This is a genomic window from Paenalcaligenes sp. GW821-LYS-B07-1 (assembly GCF_058803365.1).
On record NZ_CM179516.1, the window covers coordinates 1,256,845 to 1,278,346 of the forward strand.

Annotated in this window: 18 protein-coding genes; 12 read left to right on the plus strand and 6 right to left on the minus strand. The window is 50.8% G+C overall.

Annotated elements, in window-relative coordinates; all coding sequences use genetic code 11:
- Positions 1 to 14 precede the first annotated feature (14 nt).
- From AC3QL0_RS05885 to uraH, 5 genes are all read right to left on the minus strand, one after another.
- Positions 15 to 2,000, minus strand: a complete 1,986-nt coding sequence (locus AC3QL0_RS05885) for a hydantoinase B/oxoprolinase family protein (RefSeq protein ID WP_493010495.1) — start codon at positions 1,998 to 2,000, stop codon at positions 15 to 17.
- A 14-nt stretch (positions 2,001 to 2,014) separates the two neighbouring features.
- Positions 2,015 to 4,036, minus strand: a complete 2,022-nt coding sequence (locus AC3QL0_RS05890) for a hydantoinase/oxoprolinase family protein (RefSeq protein ID WP_493010496.1) — start codon at positions 4,034 to 4,036, stop codon at positions 2,015 to 2,017.
- A 141-nt stretch (positions 4,037 to 4,177) separates the two neighbouring features.
- Positions 4,178 to 5,242 (minus strand): AraC-like ligand-binding domain-containing protein, encoded by a 1,065-nt coding sequence (locus tag AC3QL0_RS05895; protein WP_493010497.1) that lies wholly within the window; start codon positions 5,240 to 5,242, stop codon positions 4,178 to 4,180.
- A gap of 188 nt (positions 5,243 to 5,430) precedes the next feature.
- A complete protein-coding gene (locus AC3QL0_RS05900) occupies positions 5,431 to 6,651 on the minus strand; it encodes a urate hydroxylase PuuD (RefSeq protein WP_493010498.1) in 1,221 nt (406 codons plus the stop codon).
- A gap of 49 nt (positions 6,652 to 6,700) precedes the next feature.
- Entirely contained in the window at positions 6,701 to 7,054 is a 354-nt protein-coding gene (uraH, locus tag AC3QL0_RS05905; RefSeq protein ID WP_493010499.1) for a hydroxyisourate hydrolase, read from the minus strand.
- 199 nt (positions 7,055 to 7,253) lie between these two features.
- On the opposite strand from uraH, the gene AC3QL0_RS05910 reads away from it, so the two are divergent.
- The 8 genes from AC3QL0_RS05910 (at position 7,254) to AC3QL0_RS05945 (ending at position 14,826) form a co-directional block, all read left to right on the plus strand.
- Positions 7,254 to 8,015: a GntR family transcriptional regulator gene (locus AC3QL0_RS05910; protein ID WP_493010500.1), complete on the plus strand. Its 762-nt coding sequence runs from the start codon at positions 7,254 to 7,256 to the stop codon at positions 8,013 to 8,015.
- A 16-nt stretch (positions 8,016 to 8,031) separates the two neighbouring features.
- Positions 8,032 to 8,967 (plus strand): allantoinase PuuE, encoded by a 936-nt coding sequence (gene puuE / locus AC3QL0_RS05915; protein WP_493010501.1) that lies wholly within the window; start codon positions 8,032 to 8,034, stop codon positions 8,965 to 8,967.
- Positions 8,968 to 9,117: 150 nt separating this feature from the next.
- Entirely contained in the window at positions 9,118 to 11,736 is a 2,619-nt protein-coding gene (alaS, locus tag AC3QL0_RS05920; protein WP_493010502.1) for an alanine--tRNA ligase, read from the plus strand.
- Entirely contained in the window at positions 11,733 to 11,978 is a 246-nt protein-coding gene (locus AC3QL0_RS05925; RefSeq protein ID WP_135862014.1) for a sulfurtransferase TusA family protein, read from the plus strand. The genes alaS and AC3QL0_RS05925 overlap by 4 nt, the downstream gene beginning before the upstream one ends.
- 129 nt (positions 11,979 to 12,107) lie before the next feature.
- Positions 12,108 to 12,368 (plus strand): 30S ribosomal protein S16, encoded by a 261-nt coding sequence (rpsP, locus tag AC3QL0_RS05930; RefSeq protein WP_135862012.1) that lies wholly within the window; start codon positions 12,108 to 12,110, stop codon positions 12,366 to 12,368.
- A 35-nt stretch (positions 12,369 to 12,403) separates the two neighbouring features.
- A complete protein-coding gene (gene rimM / locus AC3QL0_RS05935) occupies positions 12,404 to 13,015 on the plus strand; it encodes a ribosome maturation factor RimM (RefSeq protein WP_493010503.1) in 612 nt (203 codons plus the stop codon).
- A 48-nt stretch (positions 13,016 to 13,063) separates the two neighbouring features.
- A complete protein-coding gene (trmD, locus tag AC3QL0_RS05940) occupies positions 13,064 to 13,849 on the plus strand; it encodes a tRNA (guanosine(37)-N1)-methyltransferase TrmD (RefSeq protein ID WP_493010504.1) in 786 nt (261 codons plus the stop codon).
- 452 nt (positions 13,850 to 14,301) lie between these two features.
- Positions 14,302 to 14,826, plus strand: coding sequence for a DUF6985 domain-containing protein (locus AC3QL0_RS05945; protein WP_493010505.1), 525 nt, complete (start codon positions 14,302 to 14,304; stop codon positions 14,824 to 14,826).
- Positions 14,827 to 14,983: 157 nt separating this feature from the next.
- Here the strand turns inward: AC3QL0_RS05945 and AC3QL0_RS05950 are convergent, their stop codons facing one another.
- Positions 14,984 to 17,836, minus strand: a complete 2,853-nt coding sequence (locus tag AC3QL0_RS05950) for a valine--tRNA ligase (protein ID WP_493010506.1) — start codon at positions 17,834 to 17,836, stop codon at positions 14,984 to 14,986.
- Positions 17,837 to 18,079: 243 nt separating this feature from the next.
- On the opposite strand from AC3QL0_RS05950, the gene ndk reads away from it, so the two are divergent.
- Genes ndk through ispG form a run of 4 tightly spaced genes read left to right on the plus strand, consistent with a single transcriptional unit; the run spans position 18,080 to position 21,479 of the window.
- Positions 18,080 to 18,505: a nucleoside-diphosphate kinase gene (gene ndk, locus AC3QL0_RS05955; RefSeq protein ID WP_135861999.1), complete on the plus strand. Its 426-nt coding sequence runs from the start codon at positions 18,080 to 18,082 to the stop codon at positions 18,503 to 18,505.
- 33 nt (positions 18,506 to 18,538) lie between these two features.
- Positions 18,539 to 19,687, plus strand: coding sequence for a dual-specificity RNA methyltransferase RlmN (gene rlmN, locus AC3QL0_RS05960; RefSeq protein WP_493010507.1), 1,149 nt, complete (start codon positions 18,539 to 18,541; stop codon positions 19,685 to 19,687).
- Entirely contained in the window at positions 19,687 to 20,193 is a 507-nt protein-coding gene (locus AC3QL0_RS05965; RefSeq protein WP_493010508.1) for a helix-turn-helix domain-containing protein, read from the plus strand. The genes rlmN and AC3QL0_RS05965 overlap by 1 nt, the downstream gene beginning before the upstream one ends.
- Complete coding sequence (ispG, locus tag AC3QL0_RS05970; RefSeq protein ID WP_135861996.1) at positions 20,190 to 21,479, plus strand: flavodoxin-dependent (E)-4-hydroxy-3-methylbut-2-enyl-diphosphate synthase; 1,290 nt, start codon at positions 20,190 to 20,192, stop codon at positions 21,477 to 21,479. Before AC3QL0_RS05965 ends, ispG begins: the two co-directional genes overlap by 4 nt.
- Positions 21,480 to 21,502 lie beyond the last annotated feature (23 nt).

Below are 21,502 nucleotides of genomic sequence, written 5' to 3' on the forward strand. Positions count from 1 at the left end.
TGTGTCTCATATGCTTAGGCAGTAACCGCTTCCGTTTGCATCCAGTGTTGCAAGGTGCGTTTTTCTAGCATATCGCGGAACTGCTGTGTGGAAATAGGTAATACCGTACCTTGATCCCAATCCAGAATGACACCATAGCGGCGCACTGCATCTAGCTGGTCTATGTCCCCAGCTCTATACCATTCTGCGACATGTTCTGGGTCGGTTCTCATCCAACCTAGTCGGCTGGATCGCATGTGTTCACGTAGTGTGACGGTAGCGGCCTCATCAATGCGGTACTCACAAATCTCTGGGTCTATCGCCTCAATGATGACGCCATAGTCTTTGGCGGCGCGAGCAATGGATACGTATTCGTCAATAACGTCTTCTAGTACGAGTTTGGGGTCGCGCTCTAACGGGTCACCAAAACCGCCGCCACCAGCAGTGGGGCGACTGAACTCATCGCCAGAACTGATCGATAGATCGGAAAATACAGAGCCCAACCATTCGGATTCGGCAGCATTGGCCCGTTTGAGGGTTAAGCCGTGTGGCATAGAGGGTAGGCCGCCATTAATACCCCAGACGATGGCACGTTCACGGTCACAAATGTACGAGATCACAGGGTCTTCTGCTTCTTGCATGATAGATGTCTTGCGTACCCCCACACCGCCACGCCATTTCCCAGGGCCAGCTGAGTCAGTAAGGATTTGGAACTCGGTGGTCAGAATAGGATTAGCGCGCTCTTGCCCTTCTACAGGTTGTGACATTAAGCCTACCCCAAACGAAGCTGTAGTAACGTTGCTGCCGTCTTTACCGTTACGTCCGCCCCAACCTCCTGGCAGCCAGTCGTAGAACATAAAAATGGGTTTCTCTGGACTGCGTGCATCTTTACCACCTGTCAGCAGGTATTCCAAGTTAAAGGCGCAGGCAGTAGCGCGTTCTGGCATGATTTGCGACCAAATCTCGTAGATTGCATTCATGATTTTTTCAAACGGCATCAAGAAGCCCGTGACGGCCACCGGCCAGCGCGCATTCACAATACTGTCTTCGGGGGCGATCACATCAAATACGCGATAAAAACCACTGTTTAACGGCAAGTCGGGGAAGAAGGTTTTCATCCCTGCGGCTACGGCGGAGAACGTAGAGCCGAAGGCAGAGTTGTAAATCGAGCCGATGGTAGGGTGGCTGCCGGTAAAGTCGTAGGTGGCGCGATCGCCTTTAATGGTGAGTTTGACCTTAATAGGGATCATGCCTTCACTAGAAAGCGGATCTCTATCGATGAAGTCTTGAGTTTCCCACTCACCATCAGGTAGTGCTGCTAAGCGCTGGCGTACTGCGCGTTCTACGTAATCTTGCACAGCGCCCATACCTTCCAGAACCGTGTCTACACCGTATTTTTCACTTAAGCGTATGATTTCGCGTTCACATACTTGGGTGGCTTGGGACTGTGCATGAATATCACCAATGATAGAGGCGGGGTCTCGTGTGTTAGAGGCAATCAGGTGAGCCACATCACGGCAGAACACGCCTTTGTGAAAGAGGCGTACAGGGGTGATACGCATACCTTCTTTGAACATGTCTTTGGCAGTGACGTCAAACGAGCCGGGTACGCTGCCGCCCAAGTCTGACCAGTGACCATTGGATTGGCTAAAGCCTAATAAGGTATCGCCGGAGAATATAGGGCGTATTAAACGCACATCGTTAAAGTGGGTGCCGCCCGCGTAAGGGTCATTGATAGCGTATACATCGCCAGGGTGTATATCGCCTGCAAAGGCTTCAATCACCGCTTTGCAGGTGAAGTGCAGGGTACCCACGTGTACGGCAATATCCTGATTCCCTTGGGCAACTGAATTACCTTGTGCGTCATGCAGGCCGCTGGAGAAGTCACGGTTATAAATTACAAACGAGTAGCAAGTACGCAGAATTTGCTCTGCCATCTGGTCTACGCTGGTAATGAAGGAGTTTTTCAACACCTCAAAGGTGACAGGGTCCAACGTGGTGGATGTGGTTGCAGTAGTCATGATTCTTCTGCCTTTTAAAAACGGATGATAATGTTCAGGTAGTTGTCGATGTCAGCATGGCATTGCGGTGGTACGACTACAGTGGAGTCCAATTGTTCGATCACAGCTGGGCCTTCCAATGTGAAGCCAGCAGGCAAGTCAGTGCGTTCGTAAACAGGAGTGCGGCAGGCCCCAAATTTGGAAAACCACACTTCTCTATGGCTGACAGGGGTAGGAATTACCCCCGTAGGTTCGTGGTGTGGTAGCTCTGCTTGCGCAACCAAACCTACCGCTTTGAGGTTCAGGCGGAACACGCTTACAGGTGCATCCATACGGCGGTAGTTGTATTCGCGTTCGTGTTCTTGGTGGAAAATATCAATCAAGCTATCCAGCGTTTTCAAAGGGCGTGGAGCTGGAATCGCCAACGACCGCCATTGGCCTTGGTACATCATGTCTATAGTGCGTTCCAGCACCATGTCTTCTTCTTGTACGCCTTCGTGAGTCAGGTGCGAGACGGCTTCAGCTTCCAGACGTTGGAAAGCGGCCTCGAGTTCGGCTATATTCACTTCAGAGGCTTGCTTGATATAGCTTTCAGCAAAGTCGTGTTGAATATTAACGAGTAGGCAGCCTAGTGCTGAGGCTACACCAGGGTTTGGCGGCACAATCACGGCAGGAATGGAAAGCTCTTGGGCGATGGCTACGCCGTGCAGAGCACCTGCACCACCAAAAGATACCAAAGCAAAGTCACGCGGGTCATAGCCTCGGCTAATGGATAGCAGGCGTACCGCATCAGCCATGTTGGCATTGGCGACATCGATAATAGCTTGGGCGGCATCGTGCAGTTCTAGCTTGAATGGTTCGGCCACACCTTGTTTAACAGCCTCATGAGCGAGAGAGGCATCCAGAGTGACTTGGCCACCTGCCAATCGTGTTCCTAATCTACCCAGTACAACGTTGGCATCGGTATTGGTGGGCTGCATGTTGCCGTTACCGTAGCAGGCTGGGCCAGGGTTTGCACCGGCTGATTGCGGGCCATTTCGCAACGAGCCAGCTTCGTCTTGCCACGCTAATGAGCCGCCGCCTGCACCAATGGTCAGTACCTCAATACTGGCAAATCTAATGGGGTAACCAAACTCGATGAACCAGTCATTGGTGATACGAGATTGCCCGTCATAAGCTAGGGACACGTCAGTAGAGGTGCCGCCCATATCCAAACCAATGGAGTTTTTGAAGCCACACAGCATGGCGATGTGGCGACTGGCAATCGCACCAGCTGCAATACCAGAACCCGCTAAGCGTGCAGAAAAGTGCTCAACCGCTTCGGTGGTCATCACGCCACCGCCACTGTGCAACAGCAGCAGGTCGCTTTCGTAGCCGCGACGTTTGAGTTCTTGGCCTAACCGTTTGGTGTAGTCCACGACCACAGGGCTGCAGACGGCATTGATCACGGTGGTAGAGAAGCGTTCGTGCTCAAAAATCTCAGGCATTACTTCAGAGGACAACGAAATAGCGACGTCAGGCATTTCTGCTCGCAGAATGTCGCGCATTTCTTGTTCGTGCTGTGGGTTCATGTAGGCATTCATAAAGCAGATAGCTACGGCCTTTACGTCACGACGGCGTAGGGTGTGAGCGACTTGCTTAGCTTGCTCTACGTTTAATGCCGTCACGACTTTGCCTTGCGCGTCTATACGCTCAGCCACGCAGAGTCGGTCACGGCGTTTTACGTGAGGTGGGGCTACATCTTTGTAAATATCCCAGAGGTCTTCTTTGTTCGCTCTACGTATTTCAATGACGTCTCTGAAGCCTTCTGTACAGATCATGGCGGTACGAGGTAGGCGTCGGGTAATTAACGCATTGGTGGCAACGGTGGTGCCGTGAGAAAACAGCGAAACCTGATTCAGGTCTACTTTGCTTTTATCAACGGCATTCAAAATGCCTTCAATGGGGTCTACGGTAGAGGAGGTTTTTTCAATACTGATGCGTCCGGTTTGCTCATCCATGACACAGATATCAGTGAAAGTACCGCCTACATCGACGGCTACGCGTGTGCTTTTCATAGTGTGCTCCAAATGTTTGGCATGCAAAAATCCCTGCCTCATAAAAACAAGGCAAAAAATTCGTTAGGGTGTGTAGGCAGCTTGATGCTGGATACTGCCTGTAGAGGCAGCGGCTACCTACCGAGGTGGGTAGTTCAGCGTTTAACTGTCTACCAGAAAGTGGTGATCTTGGTGCTGATTGAGGCGGGCACGGTATTGGCTACGTGCTTCGCTGGGCGATAAGCCAAAGTGGTTTTTATAAAGTTGACTAAAGGCAGCAGGGCTACTAAACCCCCATTCATAGGCAATTTCGGCAATGCTCTTGGTGTGAGCATGTTGCTGCAATGAGTTGTCGCTAAACAGTAAACGTTGCTCTTGCACCCAATTGCTGACCGATTGGCCTCGCATTTGGAAAAGCATGTGCAGGTAGCGCAGTGAAATACCACAGGCACTGGCAATGTCTTGAGGGCGTAAGGGCTGTTGTATGTGGTCGCGTATGTATTTTTCGGCGCGGTATAAGTGGGCGGTTTGCACTGAGGTAAGCCCAGATTGCATGGGGGAATGATCCAGTACGGCCAAGGCCAGTAAGTCCACCAAGTGACTGCCTATGGTGTGGCGTGCAGCTTGATCCATATGGTCAAGTCGGGTGGACACCATACGTACCATTTCTGTCATCAGCTCACCGGCACCTTGGTTTGCATCAAAAGCAAGAGACACTAATCGCTCGGGTAGACCTACCTTGGAGCGTAATAAGGGGGCGGGAATCTTCATGACCCAGAGGCGGTTGGGGTGGGTATAGCTAAATTGGTAGGGCAGGTGGCTGCGCTGTAAGATAAAGCCGCCAGGATTGCAGCCTACCTCTCTACCGCTTTGGCTGAAATCGATGCTGTCGTGATCGGGGATAGTGATTAGATAGCTTTCCTCGCTTTCAGCTTGTTCCAAGTGGTGGCTATTACGTTGATACATCACACCATCAGATTCCAGCTTGGACAGAGAGATAGGCCCCAGATCCCAAGAGTTCAGCGCACCTGAAAAGCGTGATTCGGCTTTAAACGTGAGCGCTAAAGGAAAATAGGTTTCCGTGACGATTTTTTCCCAGTAGCGCTTGCGGCTCTGAGGTGCTTCATTGGTGGTGCAATGGCTGATATTCACCATGAACTCCTCCTGTTCGGCGGCTACCGGTATGGTGCCTAAAGTCTCCATAAACTGCTTTTTGTTTTTTATCATTCTATGAGTCATATCAAGCGCTTACAAGCTATGGAGTTTAGTGTCAGCGCATAAAAACATGGTGCTATACGCAATCTAGGGTAAGTGCGTAGATAAAAGAGCAGCCGTATTGTGCCAGAAAAGCATAAAAAAACAGCCCACTCCAAAAGGAGGTGGGCTGGTCAAAGGGACGGTGAAACGAGTAAAACTTAGTGGGTGTTCTGAGCATCCCAGCGAGCGATAAGATCACGCTCTTCGGGTGTCATTTGCGTCAGGTTGCCCAAAGGCATGTATTGGTTGGATACCACTTTCTTAATATCGGCCGCATGCAAAAGGGTCTGTGCTTCGCTGTCCATTTGCATACCCAATGGTGGTGCGGCAAAACCAAACTGTTTGTCTGGGGTGGCAGCGTGACACTGGATACAGCGTGCTTCCATGATGTTTTGGACTTGAGCAATGGTGATGCTTTCTTCTGCGCTGCTCACTTCAGTAGCTGGTTGGGATTTAGGAGCACCAATCCACACAATCACCAAGATAAGCAATACACCAGCGATGGGGTACATAGGTTTATTATGGCCAGCGTGCATCAACACAAAATACTGACGGATCAGAGCGCCTGCAAAAATGAACAGGGTCATGATGATCCATGCGTACTCGTTGTTGTACGTGAAGGAGTAGTGGTTGCTCAGCATGAGCAGCAGCACAGGCAGCGTGAAGTAGGTGTTGTGCACCGAACGCTGTTTGCCACGCTTGCCATCTAGTGGATTAGGGGTTTGACCGGCTTTGAGCGCTGCTACCATGCGACGTTGTCCGGGAATAATCCAGAAGAACACGTTGGCAGACATGCTGGTGGCCATCACAGCACCCGTAATAAGGAAGGCGGCACGACCAGAGAAAATATGTGTGCTCAAGTACGCAACCACTACCATCATGATGGCAACGGCAACACTTAATAGGCCATCACGTTCCATGTTGGGACTGATGCGCTTGCACAGTTCGTTGTAGACGACCCAGCCAGCAATCAGGAACAGGATCGCCACAATATTCACTTCTGTACCGCTCAAGTTAGCAGCCCATTCCCACGGACTGGATGGGTTCACCAGGTAGAACGTAGGCTTGGTCAGGTACAGGAGGGCGAATAGGGCAAAGCCAGACAACCATGTGGTGTATGACTTCCAGAATGACCAGTGTAGGTCAGAAGGTAGTTCTGCTGGGCTGGTTAGGTATTTCTGGCTGTGGTAGAAACCGCCACCGTGTACGGCCCACATTTCTCCAAATACACCGCTTTTCTTAGCGGTTTCACTTTTAGGTGGACGCAGACCGTTGTCCAACATCACAAAGTAGATGGACTCACCAATCCAAGCTACTGCAGCAATAACGTGCAGCCAACGTAATAATAGGTTGGCGAAATCTAGCAAATACGCTTCCATGTAAACCTCTCTTTGTTAGTCGCTTACTGAATATCAGAGCAGGTATGGATTAGCTGCCACGGTAGGTGGACCATGACCAAGGGGTCACGACCAGTGGTACGTGGTAGCTACCGCCTTCTTCAGCGATACCAAAGTGAATGGATACTTGGTCTACGAAACGGGGGGATGGAAGGGCTACGCCGCGCGCAGCAAAGTAGTCTCCTGCGTGAAAGACCAGTTCATATTGGCCTTTCGCTACCTCTTGATCCTGCAAAAGAGGTTCGCCACAGCGCCCGTCAGCGTTGGTTTTCACACTCTTGATCAGAGAGCGTGTGCCGTTTTCGTGACGGTACAGGTCAATGTTGACGTGTTGCGCAGGACAGCCATTCATGGTGTCCAGAACGTGGGTAGATAGCTTTCCCATTGGTGTCTCCGGTTTTTTTGGATTCTATATAAGAAAAATATAAGTCCAGCGAGCCCAGTTTGGGAAACCGGCCGTGGGGCAAGCGGTGCAAGGATCAGTGCGCTGGGTTCCGCCCCATGAAAATAAATTGTCGACAATTTATGTTGACGATTTTGAAAGCATCTCTAATAATTGTCAAGGTCAATCACTAGGAAATTTTATGCTTCAGTTGTCATCCGCCCCTTCTATTCCCGCAGTGGATGTTGAAGCACCTTCGGCCTCTTCACTTTTGGGCGGCAAGCGCCATGAGTCAGAGACGGGCCGTATCTACAATGAAATTTTCGATGCAGTGATGGATAGACGCTTGTTGCCTGGTACGAAATTAACCGAGGCGAAGCTGTGTGAGATTTTCTCTTGCTCCCGTACGGTGATCCGTGCTGTCTTGGCTGAGCTGGCGCACGACAAGATTGTCAGCTTGGAAACCAATAGGGGTGCATTTGTGTGGCAGCCAGATCCCAAAGAAACGCGCGAAGTGTTTGAGCTGCGTAGGGATATGGAGTGCTTGATTATCGATAAGCTATTGCGCTTTCCCGATTTGGAGCAAAGGTTGCAAGGGCTGTATGAGATGGTGCAGCGAGAACAGTCGTCGTATAACGCCGGGCAGCGTATTAGCTGGATACGGCTATCTAATGCTTTTCACGTGGAGATGGCGCGTTTGTTGGGCAATGGCGTGCTGACAGAATTGATGCATATGTTGTGCGCAAGAACATCGTTGATCATTGCGTATCACGACAAACCGGGCGAGCAAGCATGCTCCTTTTTTGAGCATGAAGAGATTTTAAACCTGCTGTGTCAGCGCGATCGAGATGGGGCGCTGCATGCTATGCAGCATCACTTATTGGCATGCGAACAGCGCATGAATGAAGAACAGGCACCGGCCAAGCAGGATCCTTGGCAGGCATTTGGTGCTACACGTTTATAAAACTTGGAGACAATAAATGACCATAACTTCCGAATACCCTCGTGATTTACGCGGCTATGGGCGCGATGTGCCTCATGCTAACTGGCCAGGTAAGGCGCGTATTGCGGTGCAATTTGTGCTGAATTACGAGGAGGGGGGCGAAAACTGCGTGTTGCACGGAGACCCAGCTTCTGAGCAGTTTTTGTCGGAAATTGTGGGGGCGGCAGCTTACCCTGATCGTCACAAATCGATGGAGTCCATTTACGAGTATGGCTCCCGCGCTGGGGTATGGCGTATTCTAAAAGAGTTTGAGCGTCGTGGCATGCCCATGACTATTTTTGGCGTGGGTATGGCGTTGGAGCGACACCCAGAAGTGGCGCAAGCCTTTGTGGATGCAGGTCATGAGATCGCGTGTCATGGCTACCGTTGGATTCACTACCAAGACAAACCTGAAGCACTAGAACGCGAGCACATGCAGCGTTGTGTGGAGATCATCACTCAGCTCACTGGTAAACACCCAGCGGGCTGGTATACCGGACGTGATAGCCCTAACACCCGTCGTTTGGTAGCGGAGGAAGGTCAGTTCCTGTACGACTCCGACAACTATGGCGATGATTTGCCCTTCTGGGACGAAGTGCGTTTGCAAGACGGCAGTATTCATCCTCAGCTGATTGTGCCGTACACCTTAGACACCAACGATATGCGCTTTGCAACGCCGCAGGGTTTTAATACCGGTGATGATTTCTTCCATTTCTTACGTGATGCCTTTGATGTGCTGTACGAAGAAGGCGAAGAGACACCAAAAATGCTGTCTATAGGCTTGCATTGCCGATTGATTGGCCGTCCATCACGCTTCCGTGGTTTGCAGCGTTTCTTGGATCACGTGCAAAAACATGATCGCGTGTGGGTGGCAACACGCGAAGATATTGCTCGTCATTGGGTGCAAACACATCCTTATAAAGCCCAACGTTAATACGGGTTAGCGGTATATTAATGGCGGCGCTCACGGTGTTTTGTGAGCGCCGCTTTGCGGTGAGAACCCCACATCTTTCCCGCATTTGTTAGGCGTAGTGCGTCCTCTTACTTATAATGAGTGGTTAACTGTATTTTTTTGTAGCGATCAATGAAGACATCCGAAATTCGCCAGAAGTTTCTCTCATTTTTTGAGGGGCGGGGCCATCAGGTCGTGCCGTCTTCCTCACTGGTCCCTGGAAATGACCCAACACTGCTGTTTACGAACGCAGGTATGGTTCAGTTCAAGGACGTATTTACCGGTAAGGAAACGCGGCCTTATAAGCGTGCAGTCTCCTCGCAGCGCTGCGTGCGCGCAGGTGGCAAACATAATGACTTGGAAAACGTAGGCTATACCGCTCGTCACCACACATTCTTTGAAATGTTGGGTAACTTCAGCTTCGGTGACTACTTCAAGCGCGATGCAATCCTGAACGCATGGGAATTGCTGACATCCGTCTACGGCTTGCCTGCTGAAAAACTGTGGGTCACGGTGTACCACGAGGACGATGAAGCCTATGGTATTTGGCAAAATGAAGTAGGTGTGCCTGCCGAACGTATTATTCGTATTGGTGATAACAAAGGTGCACGCTACGCGTCAGATAACTTCTGGCAAATGGCTGATACGGGTCCATGTGGTCCCTGTTCAGAAATTTTCTTTGATCACGGTCCAGAGGTATGGGGTGGCCCTCCAGGGTCCCCAGAAGAAGACGGTGATCGCTATATCGAAGTGTGGAACTTGGTGTTCATGCAGTTTGATCGCTCCGCTGATGGCGTGATGCATCCACTGCCTAGCCCTTGTGTAGATACAGGTATGGGTTTGGAGCGTATTGCGGCTGTATTGCAGCACGTACACTCAAACTACGACATTGATCTGTTTCAAGCACTGATTGCAGGCGCTTCCCGTGAAACTGGGTGTGCAGATTTAGGCAACAACTCACTGAAAGTGATTGCTGACCACATTCGTGCCTGCAGTTTCCTGATTGTGGATGGCGTGATCCCTGGCAACGAAGGTCGTGGTTATGTACTGCGTCGTATTATTCGCCGCGCTTTGCGTCATGGCCATAAACTGGGTCAAACACGTCCTTTCTTCCATAAACTGGTGGGCGATTTAGTTGCGCAAATGGGCGTGGCTTATCCTGAACTGGTTGCTCAGCAGGCGCGTATAGAGCAAGTGCTGAAGCAAGAGGAAGAGCGTTTTGGTGAAACACTGGAACACGGTCTGAAAATTCTGGAAGGTGCGTTGCAGCAGTTGGGCGATAGCAAAGTCTTGGATGGACAAACCTTGTTCACGCTGTACGATACTTATGGTTTCCCTGTAGACCTTACTGCTGATATTTGTCGCGAACGCGAAGTAGAAGTAGACCAAGAAGGTTTTGAAGTTGCTATGCAGCGTCAGCGCGAGCAAGCGCGTGCGGCCGGTAAATTCAAAGCCGCCGCCGAGCTGGTCTATGATGGTGCAGCGACTCAGTTTGAGGGCTACGACCACCTGCAAACCCAAGCTAAGGTTTTGGCGTTGTACGTAGATGGTTTGTCGGTTGAGTCCGTGAAAGCGGGTCAGCAGGCAGTAGTGGTATTGGATACCACACCGTTTTACGCTGAGTCCGGTGGTCAGGTTGGCGATACAGGTGTGTTGCACAACGCTGAAAGCCACTTCGTCGTACACGATACACAGAAAATTCAATCCCAAGTTTTCGGTCACCAAGGTGTGCTGGAAAGTGGTGAGTTGCGTGTGGGTAATAGCTTACATGCGCAAGTGGATGTAGCGAAACGCGAAGCAACGATCCGCAATCACTCGGCTACTCACCTGATGCACAAAGCCCTGCGCGAAGTGTTGGGTGGTCATGTGCAGCAGCGTGGTTCGCTGGTAGATGCACAGAAAACTCGTTTTGACTTCGCACACGATGCCGCGATGACAGCAGAACAAATCGCTGCGGTCGAAGCTATCGTGAATCGTGAGGTTTTGCAAAATAGCCCAGTTGCTGCGCAATTGATGGCCTTTGATGAAGCCGTTGAAGGTGGTGCTATGGCGCTGTTCGGTGAAAAATACGGCGACGAAGTGCGTGTATTAGACATCGGCTTCTCACGAGAGTTGTGCGGCGGTACACACGTATCCCGCACAGGCGACATCGGTTTGTTCAAAATCGTTTCTGAAAGTGGTGTGGCAGCCGGCGTGCGCCGTGTTGAAGCTATCACTGGTTTGAATTCATTGGCGTGGGTGCAAGGTGTGAATGGTTTGTTAAGCCAAGCTTCTGCTGCATTGCGTACCACACCAGAAGAGGTCACTACACGTATTACATCGCTGCAATCTCAGCTTAAAGATGTAGAACGTGAGCGTGATCAGTTGAAAGATAAATTGGCTAGCTCTGCTGGTCAGGATCTGGTGCAGCAAGCGGTAGAGTTGGCTGGCGGTGTAAAACTGCTGGTAGCTGATCTTCCGGGTGTTGAGGCTAAATCACTACGTAACTTGGTTGATCAACTGAAAGACAAGCTGCAATCTGCTGTGGTGGTATTAAGCACCAGCGAAGATGGCAAGATCAGCTTGGTTGCCGGTGTAACGAAAGCGCTGAGCGCTACCGTGAAAGCTGGTGATGTGGTTGGTCATATCGCCCAACAAGTAGGTGGTAAAGGTGGTGGTCGTCCTGATATGGCAATGGGCGGTGGTTCTGATATAGCTGCCTTGCCGCAAGCCCTGGCTTCCGTGCAAGCCTGGGTGGAAGCCAAGCTATGAGTAGTCAGGAAATAGGAAGCGTCGCCCTAGAGGTGGATGCTTCTGGCCTGAAATGCCCGCTGCCTATTTTGCGGGCAAAAAAGGCGTTAGCACAAATTCAAAGTGGTGACGTGTTGAAAGTCATCACTACGGATACCCATGCACTGACAGATTTCCAGGCATTTGCAACACAAACCGGCAACCTGCTGCTTAAACAAGAGGAAGTCGGGGAGACGTTGGTGCATTATTTACAGCGGCGCTGATCACAAAGCGCTGGATGTTGTTTTTGGTTGGGTTTATAATTGTTTTTTGCGGCCAAACGTATCGTTTGGGTCCGTATGATGATAAACTCTTTTGTTTTACACTTTTACTAACAGAAAAAGGAATTATCAATGGTGGTAATTCGCTTGGCCCGTGGTGGCTCCAAAAAGCGTCCGTTTTATACCGTAGTAGCCGCCAATCGTAGCGATCGCCGCGACGGCCGCTTTATTGAGCGTCTGGGCTTCTACAACCCCGTCGGTGGTGAAGGTCAGGAAAACCTGCGCCTGCAATTGGATCGTATCGAATACTGGACAACAAACGGTGCGCAATTGTCGCCTTCCGTTAGCCGTCTGGTTAAAGAATACGCTAAAACCGTTAGCAGCGCAGTTTAATCAAACTGTCGCTGGTATCGTCTGAAGCCTACGCAATGTCAGTTATTCCTGATGATCTAGTTGAGCTGGGTCGAGTAGTATCTGCTTATGGCGTGCGAGGCTGGGTGAAAATCCAACCTTATGCTGTGGATGGCGATACCTTGCTTACCGCAAAACGGTGGTGGCTGAAAACGCCTGTTTCTCCTGCTCACGGCGGAGGCGCAGGCGTTTCTGCGTCCTATATGCCTTTTACGGTGCAGCAAGCAAAATGGCATAGCGGTACGGTGGTCGCGCTTTTTAAAGGCTTCGATGACCGTAATCAATCAGAGCCGCTCAAAGCTCATACGGTATGGGTGTCACGTGCTGATTTCCCCGCTGCCGACGAAGAAGAATTCTATTGGGTAGATCTTATAGATTGCCTGCTATACGGCGAAGATGAGGCTGGTCAATCTGCCTTTTTGGGTCGTGTGGCGCAAGTGCTAGATAACGGTGCTCATGCAGTGCTGGAGGTCGAGCAGGGCAACGTGGATGATGCTCAACACTTTACACCTGTGCTTTCTACCAAAGGAAAGCGACAGACTATTCTGGTACCTTTTGTCAAAGAGTGTGTGCATACAGTTGACTTGGCCGCGAAGCGGTTAGATAGCAACTGGCCAGTTGGGTTCTAAACCTGCTGGTGGCAGGTGCTCTGACTGTCTGGCCCGTTAGGGATAAACATGCGCTTTGATGTACTGACCATATTCCCAGAAATGTTTACATCGCTATTAGATAGTGGTGTGAATGGGCGCGCCCATAAAAAAGGGGCGTGGCAGTTGCATACATGGAATCCTCGCGACTTTACGTGCGACACACACCGTACGGTGGATGATCGCCCCTATGGCGGCGGTCCCGGTATGGTGATGATGGCTGCGCCATTAGAGGCGGCGCTTGCGGGCGTGCATACGGCACGCCACGAGCAGGGTGAGCTACAACCCGCTCCCGTGATCTTACTTAGCCCCATCGGAGAGGTATTTCAACAGCGCCATGCGCAAGAAATCGCTGATGCAGGGCAGGGGGCCATCTTTGTGTGTGGCCGCTACGAGGGTATAGATCAGCGCTTCATTGATAAGTGCGTCACGCACCAATACTCCCTTGGCGACTTTGTATTGTCCGGTGGTGAGTTGGCGGCGGCTGTCATGATGGATAGCGTGGTGCGACTGCTGCCCGGTGTGCTAAATGATGAGCAGTCGGCAATGCAAGACTCTTTCCATCCTTCCTTGGATGGCTTGCTAGATAGCCCGCATTACACGCGCCCTGAAAATTATGAGGGTGTGGCTGTTCCTGATGTATTGCTTTCAGGTAATCATAAACACATAGAGCAATGGCGCAGAGAGCAGTCCTTACGCTTGAGTTTACAGAACCGTCCGGATTTGTTGATTGCAGCGTGGAAGAATGGAGCGCTTACCAAGAAGGATTTGGCGTTTTTGGCGACGTTGGGGGCTGTGCCTCCATTTGAGGGTTGAGTGCTGGCTTTTGTGCTGGTGTTGTATCCATCGCGCATCTGCAGATTCTGATAGGTTTGCTTCACACTCTTATGTAACTGCGCTACCTGCTTGCAAGGGGCTTACAGTCGTTGGAAAGTGGTAGTTGCAACGTCATACTCCGCCTGATACGTGCTTTTATACTGGCTCTAGCTTGTTTTTGCTTAGAATCTAACGCATTACTACTGAATTTCGATTTGCATAAAATCCTGCCTATGAACGAGGTGGAGGATTTAGAGGTGTTTGAGCTTCCAGCGCGCTTGGTGCAGGTATTGGTGGCGAAAGAGTCTGCGGATATTCCTGTGCTGGCAAAAAAGTGGGCACTCATCACCTGTATTTTACGGCTTAATCACTCTCCAAACTCTGGGCTACACATGGTTTGCTAGGGCTGGATTTGTGGTGTGTTGGGTGTTTATTGCTAATGGATGGTGATAATGGATATTCCGGGTCTAGGTGCGGTGGAAAAGGATGAGGATACTGGCTGGTATTTCAGTGATCCGGTAGTGGTTGCTGTGCTGGGTGGTGGTGAGTGCGAGGTTGTGCTTGAAGGCTACGATGAGGATGAGTGCAAAGAGGATTTTCATGCAGCTATAGCCAATTTCCTTGCAGCAAGCCCTGATGTACTACGCGAAGCGGATGAGGCGCTTTTTCGCTACTACAAAGATTATGAGGAGTATTGGCTCAAAGAGGGTAATGAGCCTATCGCTACGGCGGAAGAGCTGTGGCAGCGCGTGTGGTTTGGGTCTGAGCCTATGGTTTCGCGTGATGATCGTGGCGATAACGCCATCTATGTATCGGTGGAGTGCGGCTGTGACTGGGAAGTGGAGCACGGTTTGCAGATAGTGTTTAAAAATGGGCTACAGATTACTAAGCTTGGGCCATATGATGGCCATTTAACTAATGTTAGTGCGTATGCGGACGATAGCCTTGAGGGTGTGATCTATCGCTCCTATAAGTAAGCGGTATGGTTTTTGGGTTATTTCGGGTGGTGCTCATATATAAGAACGCTAAATGGGAAGGTTGCTCCTTGTGTTGGCGATAAAGAAAAACTCCCTTGGTCATGACAACCAAGGGAGTTTTTTGTGGCCAAGTAAGCGTATGAGTGAGAGGGCTAGATTAGCCTTTCAAACGCGCCAACTGAGCTTGGATCTTCGCTTGTGTTTCGCTGAACTGGTTCAGGCGTTCACGCTCTTGTTCTACCACAGCGGCAGGAGCGCGCTCTACAAAACTGGCATTGCCCAATTTACTTTGCGCTTTGGTGATTTCACCGTTCAAGCGGTCTAGCTCTTTGGTCAAGCGCGCTGTTTCAGCAGCAACGTCAATTTCAACGTGCAGCATCAACTGTGTGGTGCCTACGACCTGAACTGGTGCACCCAAGTCTGGTAATGTAGCGTGGATTTCCACTTTTTCCAGTTTGGCCAAAGCCTGTAGGTACGGGGTGTTGTGTTCTAACACAGCGGCGTCACCTTGTGCCAATAGTGGCACACGTTCGGCGGGTGATAGATTCATTTCACCGCGCAGGGCACGGATAGCATCTACTTGAGCTTTCAGTTCAGTAATGGCTTGTTCGGCAGCCTCATCCACCAAGTTCTGGTCGGCCACAGGGTAGGGTTGCAGTGCGATGGTGCTGTCGTCACCGGCTTGGCGTACACCAGCAACTTCTGCTACTTTCTGCCACAGTTCTTCTGTGATAAAAGGCATGATGGGGTGAATCAGACGCAGTATGGACTCTAGTACGTGAATCAGCGTGCGGCGTGTGCCCAGTTGCTGTGCTGGGGTGCCTTGCTGAATTTGTACTTTAGCCAGTTCCAAGTACCAGTCGCAGTATTCATCCCACACAAAGTGGTACAGAGAATTGGCAACGTTATCGAAACGGTATTCACTAAAGCCGCGCTCTACGTTGCTGTGCAGACGTTGTAGCAGGCTGCTGATCCAACGATCGGCTGTAGAAAACTCAGCAACTTCAGCGCCATTTAGTACATGCCCTTCGGTGTTCATCAGCACAAAGCGTGTGGCGTTCCACAGCTTGTTGCAGAAGTTGCGGTAGCCTTCGCAGCGTTTCAGGTCAAAGTTGATGTTACGGCCCAGTGTGGCGTAAGCGGCCATCGTAAAACGCAGCGCATCAGTACCGTAGGCAGGGAAGCCGTCAGGGTAGTCTTTGCGGGTACGTTTTTCGATGCTTTGAGCTTGGCGTGGGTTCATCAAGCCAGTGGTGCGTTTACCAATCAGACTATCCAGATCAATGCCGTCGATGATGTCTACGGGGTCAATGGTATTGCCCTTGGACTTACTCATCTTCTTGCCTTCCATGTCACATACTAAGCCGTGTACATATACCGAGTGGAAAGGTACTTGGCCGGTCATGTGCATGGTCATCATGACCATACGAGCAACCCAGAAGAAAATAATATCGAAGCCTGTCACTAGTACGCTGGATGGCAGGTATTTTGCCAAATCCGGTGTTTGTTCTGGCCAGCCTAGATCAGTGAACGGTACCAATGCGGAAGAGAACCAGGTGTCCAGTACGTCTTCATCACGGCGCAGTGGGCCTTGGATGCCAGCGGCTTCTGCTTTGGCTTTGGCTTCTTCTTCGCTGCGAGCAACGATAATTTGGCCATCTTCGCTGTACCACGCTGGAATTTGGTGACCCCACCACAATTGGCGAGAAATACACCAGTCTTGGATGTTGTTTAGCCACTGGTTGTAGGTGGTAGTCCAGTTTTCTGGGTAGAACTTAATGCGGCCATCGGCAACTACTTCCAGTGCAACATCGGTAATGCTTTTGCCGGGATGCAAGCTGTCGGCAGGTGCGGCTTTGCTCATGGCAACAAACCATTGGTCTGTCAGCATGGGTTCAATTACGGTGTTAGTACGGTCACCGCGTGGCACCATCAGTTTGTGAGGTTTAACTTGTTGCAGCAAACCCATGCTGTCCAAGTCGTACACAACTTTTTCGCGCGCAACGAAACGGTCCAAGCCTTGGTAAGCTTCGGGAGCGTTTTCGTTGACCTTGGCATCCAGTGTCAGGATGTTGATCAGTTCCAAGCCGTGGCGTTGGCCTACAGCGTAGTCATTGAAGTCATGTGCTGGCGTGACTTTTACAACGCCTGTACCGAATTCCATGTCTACGTAGTCATCAGCGATGATGGGGATTTCTCTACCCACCAACGGCAATGTGACGGTTTGACCAATCAGGTGTTTGTAGCGCTCGTCTTCGGGGTGAACCATCACCGCCACATCGCCCAGCATGGTTTCTGGACGGGTAGTGGCAACTACCAAGTGAGTCAGGTCACCAGAAGGTGTGCTCAGTGGGTAGCGAATTCCCCACATATGGCCATCTTCTTCCTCGCTCACTACTTCTAGGTCGGATACGGCGGTGCCCAATACAGGGTCCCAGTTCACTAAACGTTTGCCACGGTAGATCAGGCCTTGTTCGTACAAACGAACAAATACTTCGGCCACACCACGAGACATGTTGGAGTCCATGGTGAAATATTCACGACCCCAGTCACATGATGCGCCTAAGCGACGGAACTGCTGGGTAATGGCATTACCGGATTTTTCTTTCCATTCCCAGACTTTTTCTACGAAATTTTCGCGGCCTAGGTCATGTCTGGAGATTTTTTGGGCGTCCAGTTGGCGTTCCACCACGATTTGTGTGGCGATACCAGCGTGGTCAGTGCCGGGAATAAAAGCGGTGTCATCGCCGCGCATGCGGTGGTAGCGCGTCAATCCATCCATGATGGTTTGGTTGAACGCGTGCCCCATGTGTAGCGTACCAGTGACGTTAGGTGGGGGAGACTGGATGACAAAGGCTTCGCTTTGGTGCCCGACTGCAGGGGCTACGTGCTGACCACCGGAGAAAAAACCACTTTTTTCCCAACGGGCGTACCAGCGAGATTCGATGTCGCTGGGCTCAAAACTTTTGGCTAATTGATCGGTATTGCTAGTTGTAGATGCGTTTGTCATTGTCTATACGAAAATTTTGCGGCTTGTCGTTGTATGAATGTAACGCAGACAAGTGCCTAAGAATCGGATGCTGAAGCAGTTATTTTATGATGCTGCGCTGCTTCGTGGGCATGCTAAAATGTCTGGTTGCCGTAAAAGCATTAAAAGTGATTGTTTTTATTGAAAAAAACAACGCTTTGATTTAAATGGCTGTTTTCCTTTCTCTAGGGAAATGGCTGGATTTTTGATTATTTGGAATTTTACATGGCTATTGAACGCACTCTGTCTATCATCAAACCTGACGCCGTTGCAAAAAACGTAGTAGGTCAAATCGTATCCCGCTTTGAAAACGCTGGCCTGAAAGTTGTAGCTGCTCGCATGGCTCACTTGTCCCGCGCTGAAGCTGAAGGTTTCTACGCTGTTCACAAAGCACGTCCTTTCTTCAACGACCTGGTTGAGTTCATGATCTCTGGCCCTGTATTCGTACAAGTGCTGGAAGGCGAAGGCGCAATCCTGAAAAACCGTGAATTGATGGGTGCTACTAACCCTAAAGAAGCTGCTGCTGGCACAATCCGTGCTGACTTCGCAGAAAGCATCGATGCTAATGCTGTTCACGGCTCTGATGCCCCAGAAACAGCTGCAGTTGAAATTGCTTATTTCTTCCCTGCAAGCCAGGTTTTCAGCCGCTAATTGCTGAGTCTTGAAAGAATCGTGTCGGGTCCTATGTCTGAAGTCGTTACACCTATCAATCTGCTGGGGCACTCGCCCGAGCAGCTAAGCAACCTCGTGGCTGAATGGGGAGGGAAACCTTTCCGTGCACGGCAGTTACAGCGCTGGATACATCAGCGTGGCGTGAGTGACTTCGAACAAATGACGGACCTGGCACGGGACTTTCGTCAGCAGTTGGCAGAGCATTGCATCATTCAGGCCTCTGAGGTCGTGCATGAGCAACGCTCTGCGGATGGCACACGTAAGTGGCTATTTGATGTGGGGCAAAATAACTCCGTGGAAACGGTGTTTATTCCCGAAGACGATCGCGGTACCTTGTGTATTTCCAGTCAAGCTGGTTGTACGGTGGCGTGTCCGTTTTGCTCCACGGGATATCAGGGTTTTAACCGCAATCTTACCGCTGCGGAAATTATCGGGCAGTTATGGCACGCTAGACGTGCCGTGATGCAAGATTTAGAAAACGCTCGTATCGAAGGTGGTGCTACACCGCCAGATCGCGTCATCAGTAATGTGGTGATGATGGGTATGGGTGAGCCTTTGCTGAATTACAGCCAAGTGCTGATTGCGTTGCAATTGATGTTGGATGATAACGCCTATGGCTTGTCACGCCGCCGTGTCACGGTGTCCACATCGGGCGTAGTGCCGTTCATGGATAAACTGGCACAAGAGTGTCCAGTAGCCTTGGCGGTGTCTTTACATGCGCCCAACGACGCACTGCGGGACCGTTTGGTTCCGTTGAACAAGAAATATCCGCTTAAAGAATTGTTGGCAGCATGTAATCGCTACCTTGAGCGTGCTCCGCGTGACTTCATCACGTTTGAGTACATCATGCTAGATGGGATTAATGATCTGGATGAGCATGCCGATCAGTTGTTGGCTATCTCTCGCGAAGTGAAGTGCAAGTTCAATTTGATTCCATTTAATCCTTTCCCGCAGTCTGGGTTAAAGCGCTCCTCACATGCGCGCGTGCGTGAATTCGCACAGCGTTTGATGGAAGGGGGTGTGGTAACGACTGTGCGCAAGACCCGTGGCGATGATATTGATGCTGCCTGTGGCCAGTTGGCCGGTGATATTCGAGATCGCACGCGCATTGACCAGCGTATGCCGCAGCGCGCGCAGATCTTACTCAAGCAGGAGCCTTAATGAGTCTGATGACGTACGATTCGTCGTTGAATGCCGAAGCCGCTGCGCCGGCTGCACCTGAGCTTACGGATGTGGGTGTCATGTTGCAGCAATTGCGTGAGCAGCGTGGGTTGTCCGTGAGTGATGTATCGCGACGACTGAAGTATTCCGAAGCACAGTTGTGTTTGTTGGAACAAGCGCAGTTCGATCAGTTACCTAAGGCAGCGGCCTTGCGCGGTATGGTGCGCAATTACGCTCGCTACTTAAAAGTAGATGAGCATGCCGTGCTGGCAGTTTTAGATAAACAGGCTGGCACAGCACCTAGACCCCCTGTACCTCGCAAGATCAAAGGTTCGTGGGCTGGGGCGGATACGCCTTTGTATGCCGAAGAGCCACGCCAACGTGCATGGGGCTGGGGCCTAATTATTGCGTTGTTGCTCTTTGTGGCTGCTTTTTATGCGTTGGACCGGGGTTGGATTCCTGATTCCTGGCTGTTTTTTGACTGGTTGAAAGAACTGAAAAAATGACCTCTGCCGTTACCCCTTTTGCGCATCAAGCCCCATTGGCTGTAGGTGCACAGAGTAGACGTCAAACTCGTGCAGTACCTGTTACGTGGAACGATAAGCAGGTGGTGATTGGTGGTGGTGCGCCAGTTGTGGTGCAGTCCATGACCAATACGGATACCGCCCGTGCGATTGAAACCGCCATACAAGTTAAAGAGCTGGCGTTGGCCGGTTCCGAGATGGTGCGTATTACAGTGAACTCACCAGAAGCTGCGCGTGAAGTGCCTGCTATCCGTGAGCAGCTAGATCGTATGGGGATGAATGTACCGCTAGTGGGTGACTTCCACTTTAATGGTCATAAGCTGCTTACTGATTACCCAGAGTGTGCTCAAGCGCTCTCTAAATACCGCATTAACCCGGGCAATATGGGTGGTGGTAAGCGTAGGGATGATAACTTTGCGCGCATGATTGAAGTTGCGTGCCGTTACGAAAAACCTGTGCGTATCGGTGTGAATTGGGGCAGTCTAGACCATGACCTCATGGCAAGGATGATGGATGATAACAATCGTCAATCTACGCCATGGGAGGCACAAGCCGTGATGCGTGATGCGTTGGTGATTTCCGCGATCAGTAATGCGCGTAGGGCAGAAGAGTTAGGCCTGTCACCGAATGCAATCGTGCTGTCCTGCAAAGTTAGTCACGTACAAGATTTGATTACGGTCTATAAAGATTTGTCTCAGCGCTGTGATTACCCGCTGCATTTAGGGTTGACTGAAGCAGGTATGGGTAGCAAAGGTATTGTGGCTTCTACAGCGGCATTATCGGTATTGTTACAGCAAGGTATAGGCGATACCATACGTATTTCGTTGACACCTGAGCCGGGTGGTGACCGTAGTCGTGAAGTGGTGGTAGCACAAGAAATTCTACAAACCATGGGGCTGAGAGCTTTTGCTCCTATGGTTGTGGCCTGTCCTGGCTGTGGTCGTACGAGTAGTACGGTATTCCAAGAGTTGGCCGATGACATTCAGCGCTTCTTGCGTGAGCAAATGCCAGTTTGGCGCCAGCAGTACCCAGGCGTAGAAAGCATGAATGTGGCGGTTATGGGGTGCGTGGTCAACGGACCAGGTGAAAGTCGCCATGCTGATATAGGCATTAGCTTGCCAGGTACAGGAGAGGTTCCTTCAGCGCCTGTGTATCTGGATGGTGAACGAGTAGTGACATTGAAGGGCGACACTATTGCCAAAGAGTTTCAAGGCATTGTGCTGGACTACGTTCAGCGTCGCTATGGTAATAAACAAGCGCAGCAATAATACTGTGCGGGTTCAATACAAAA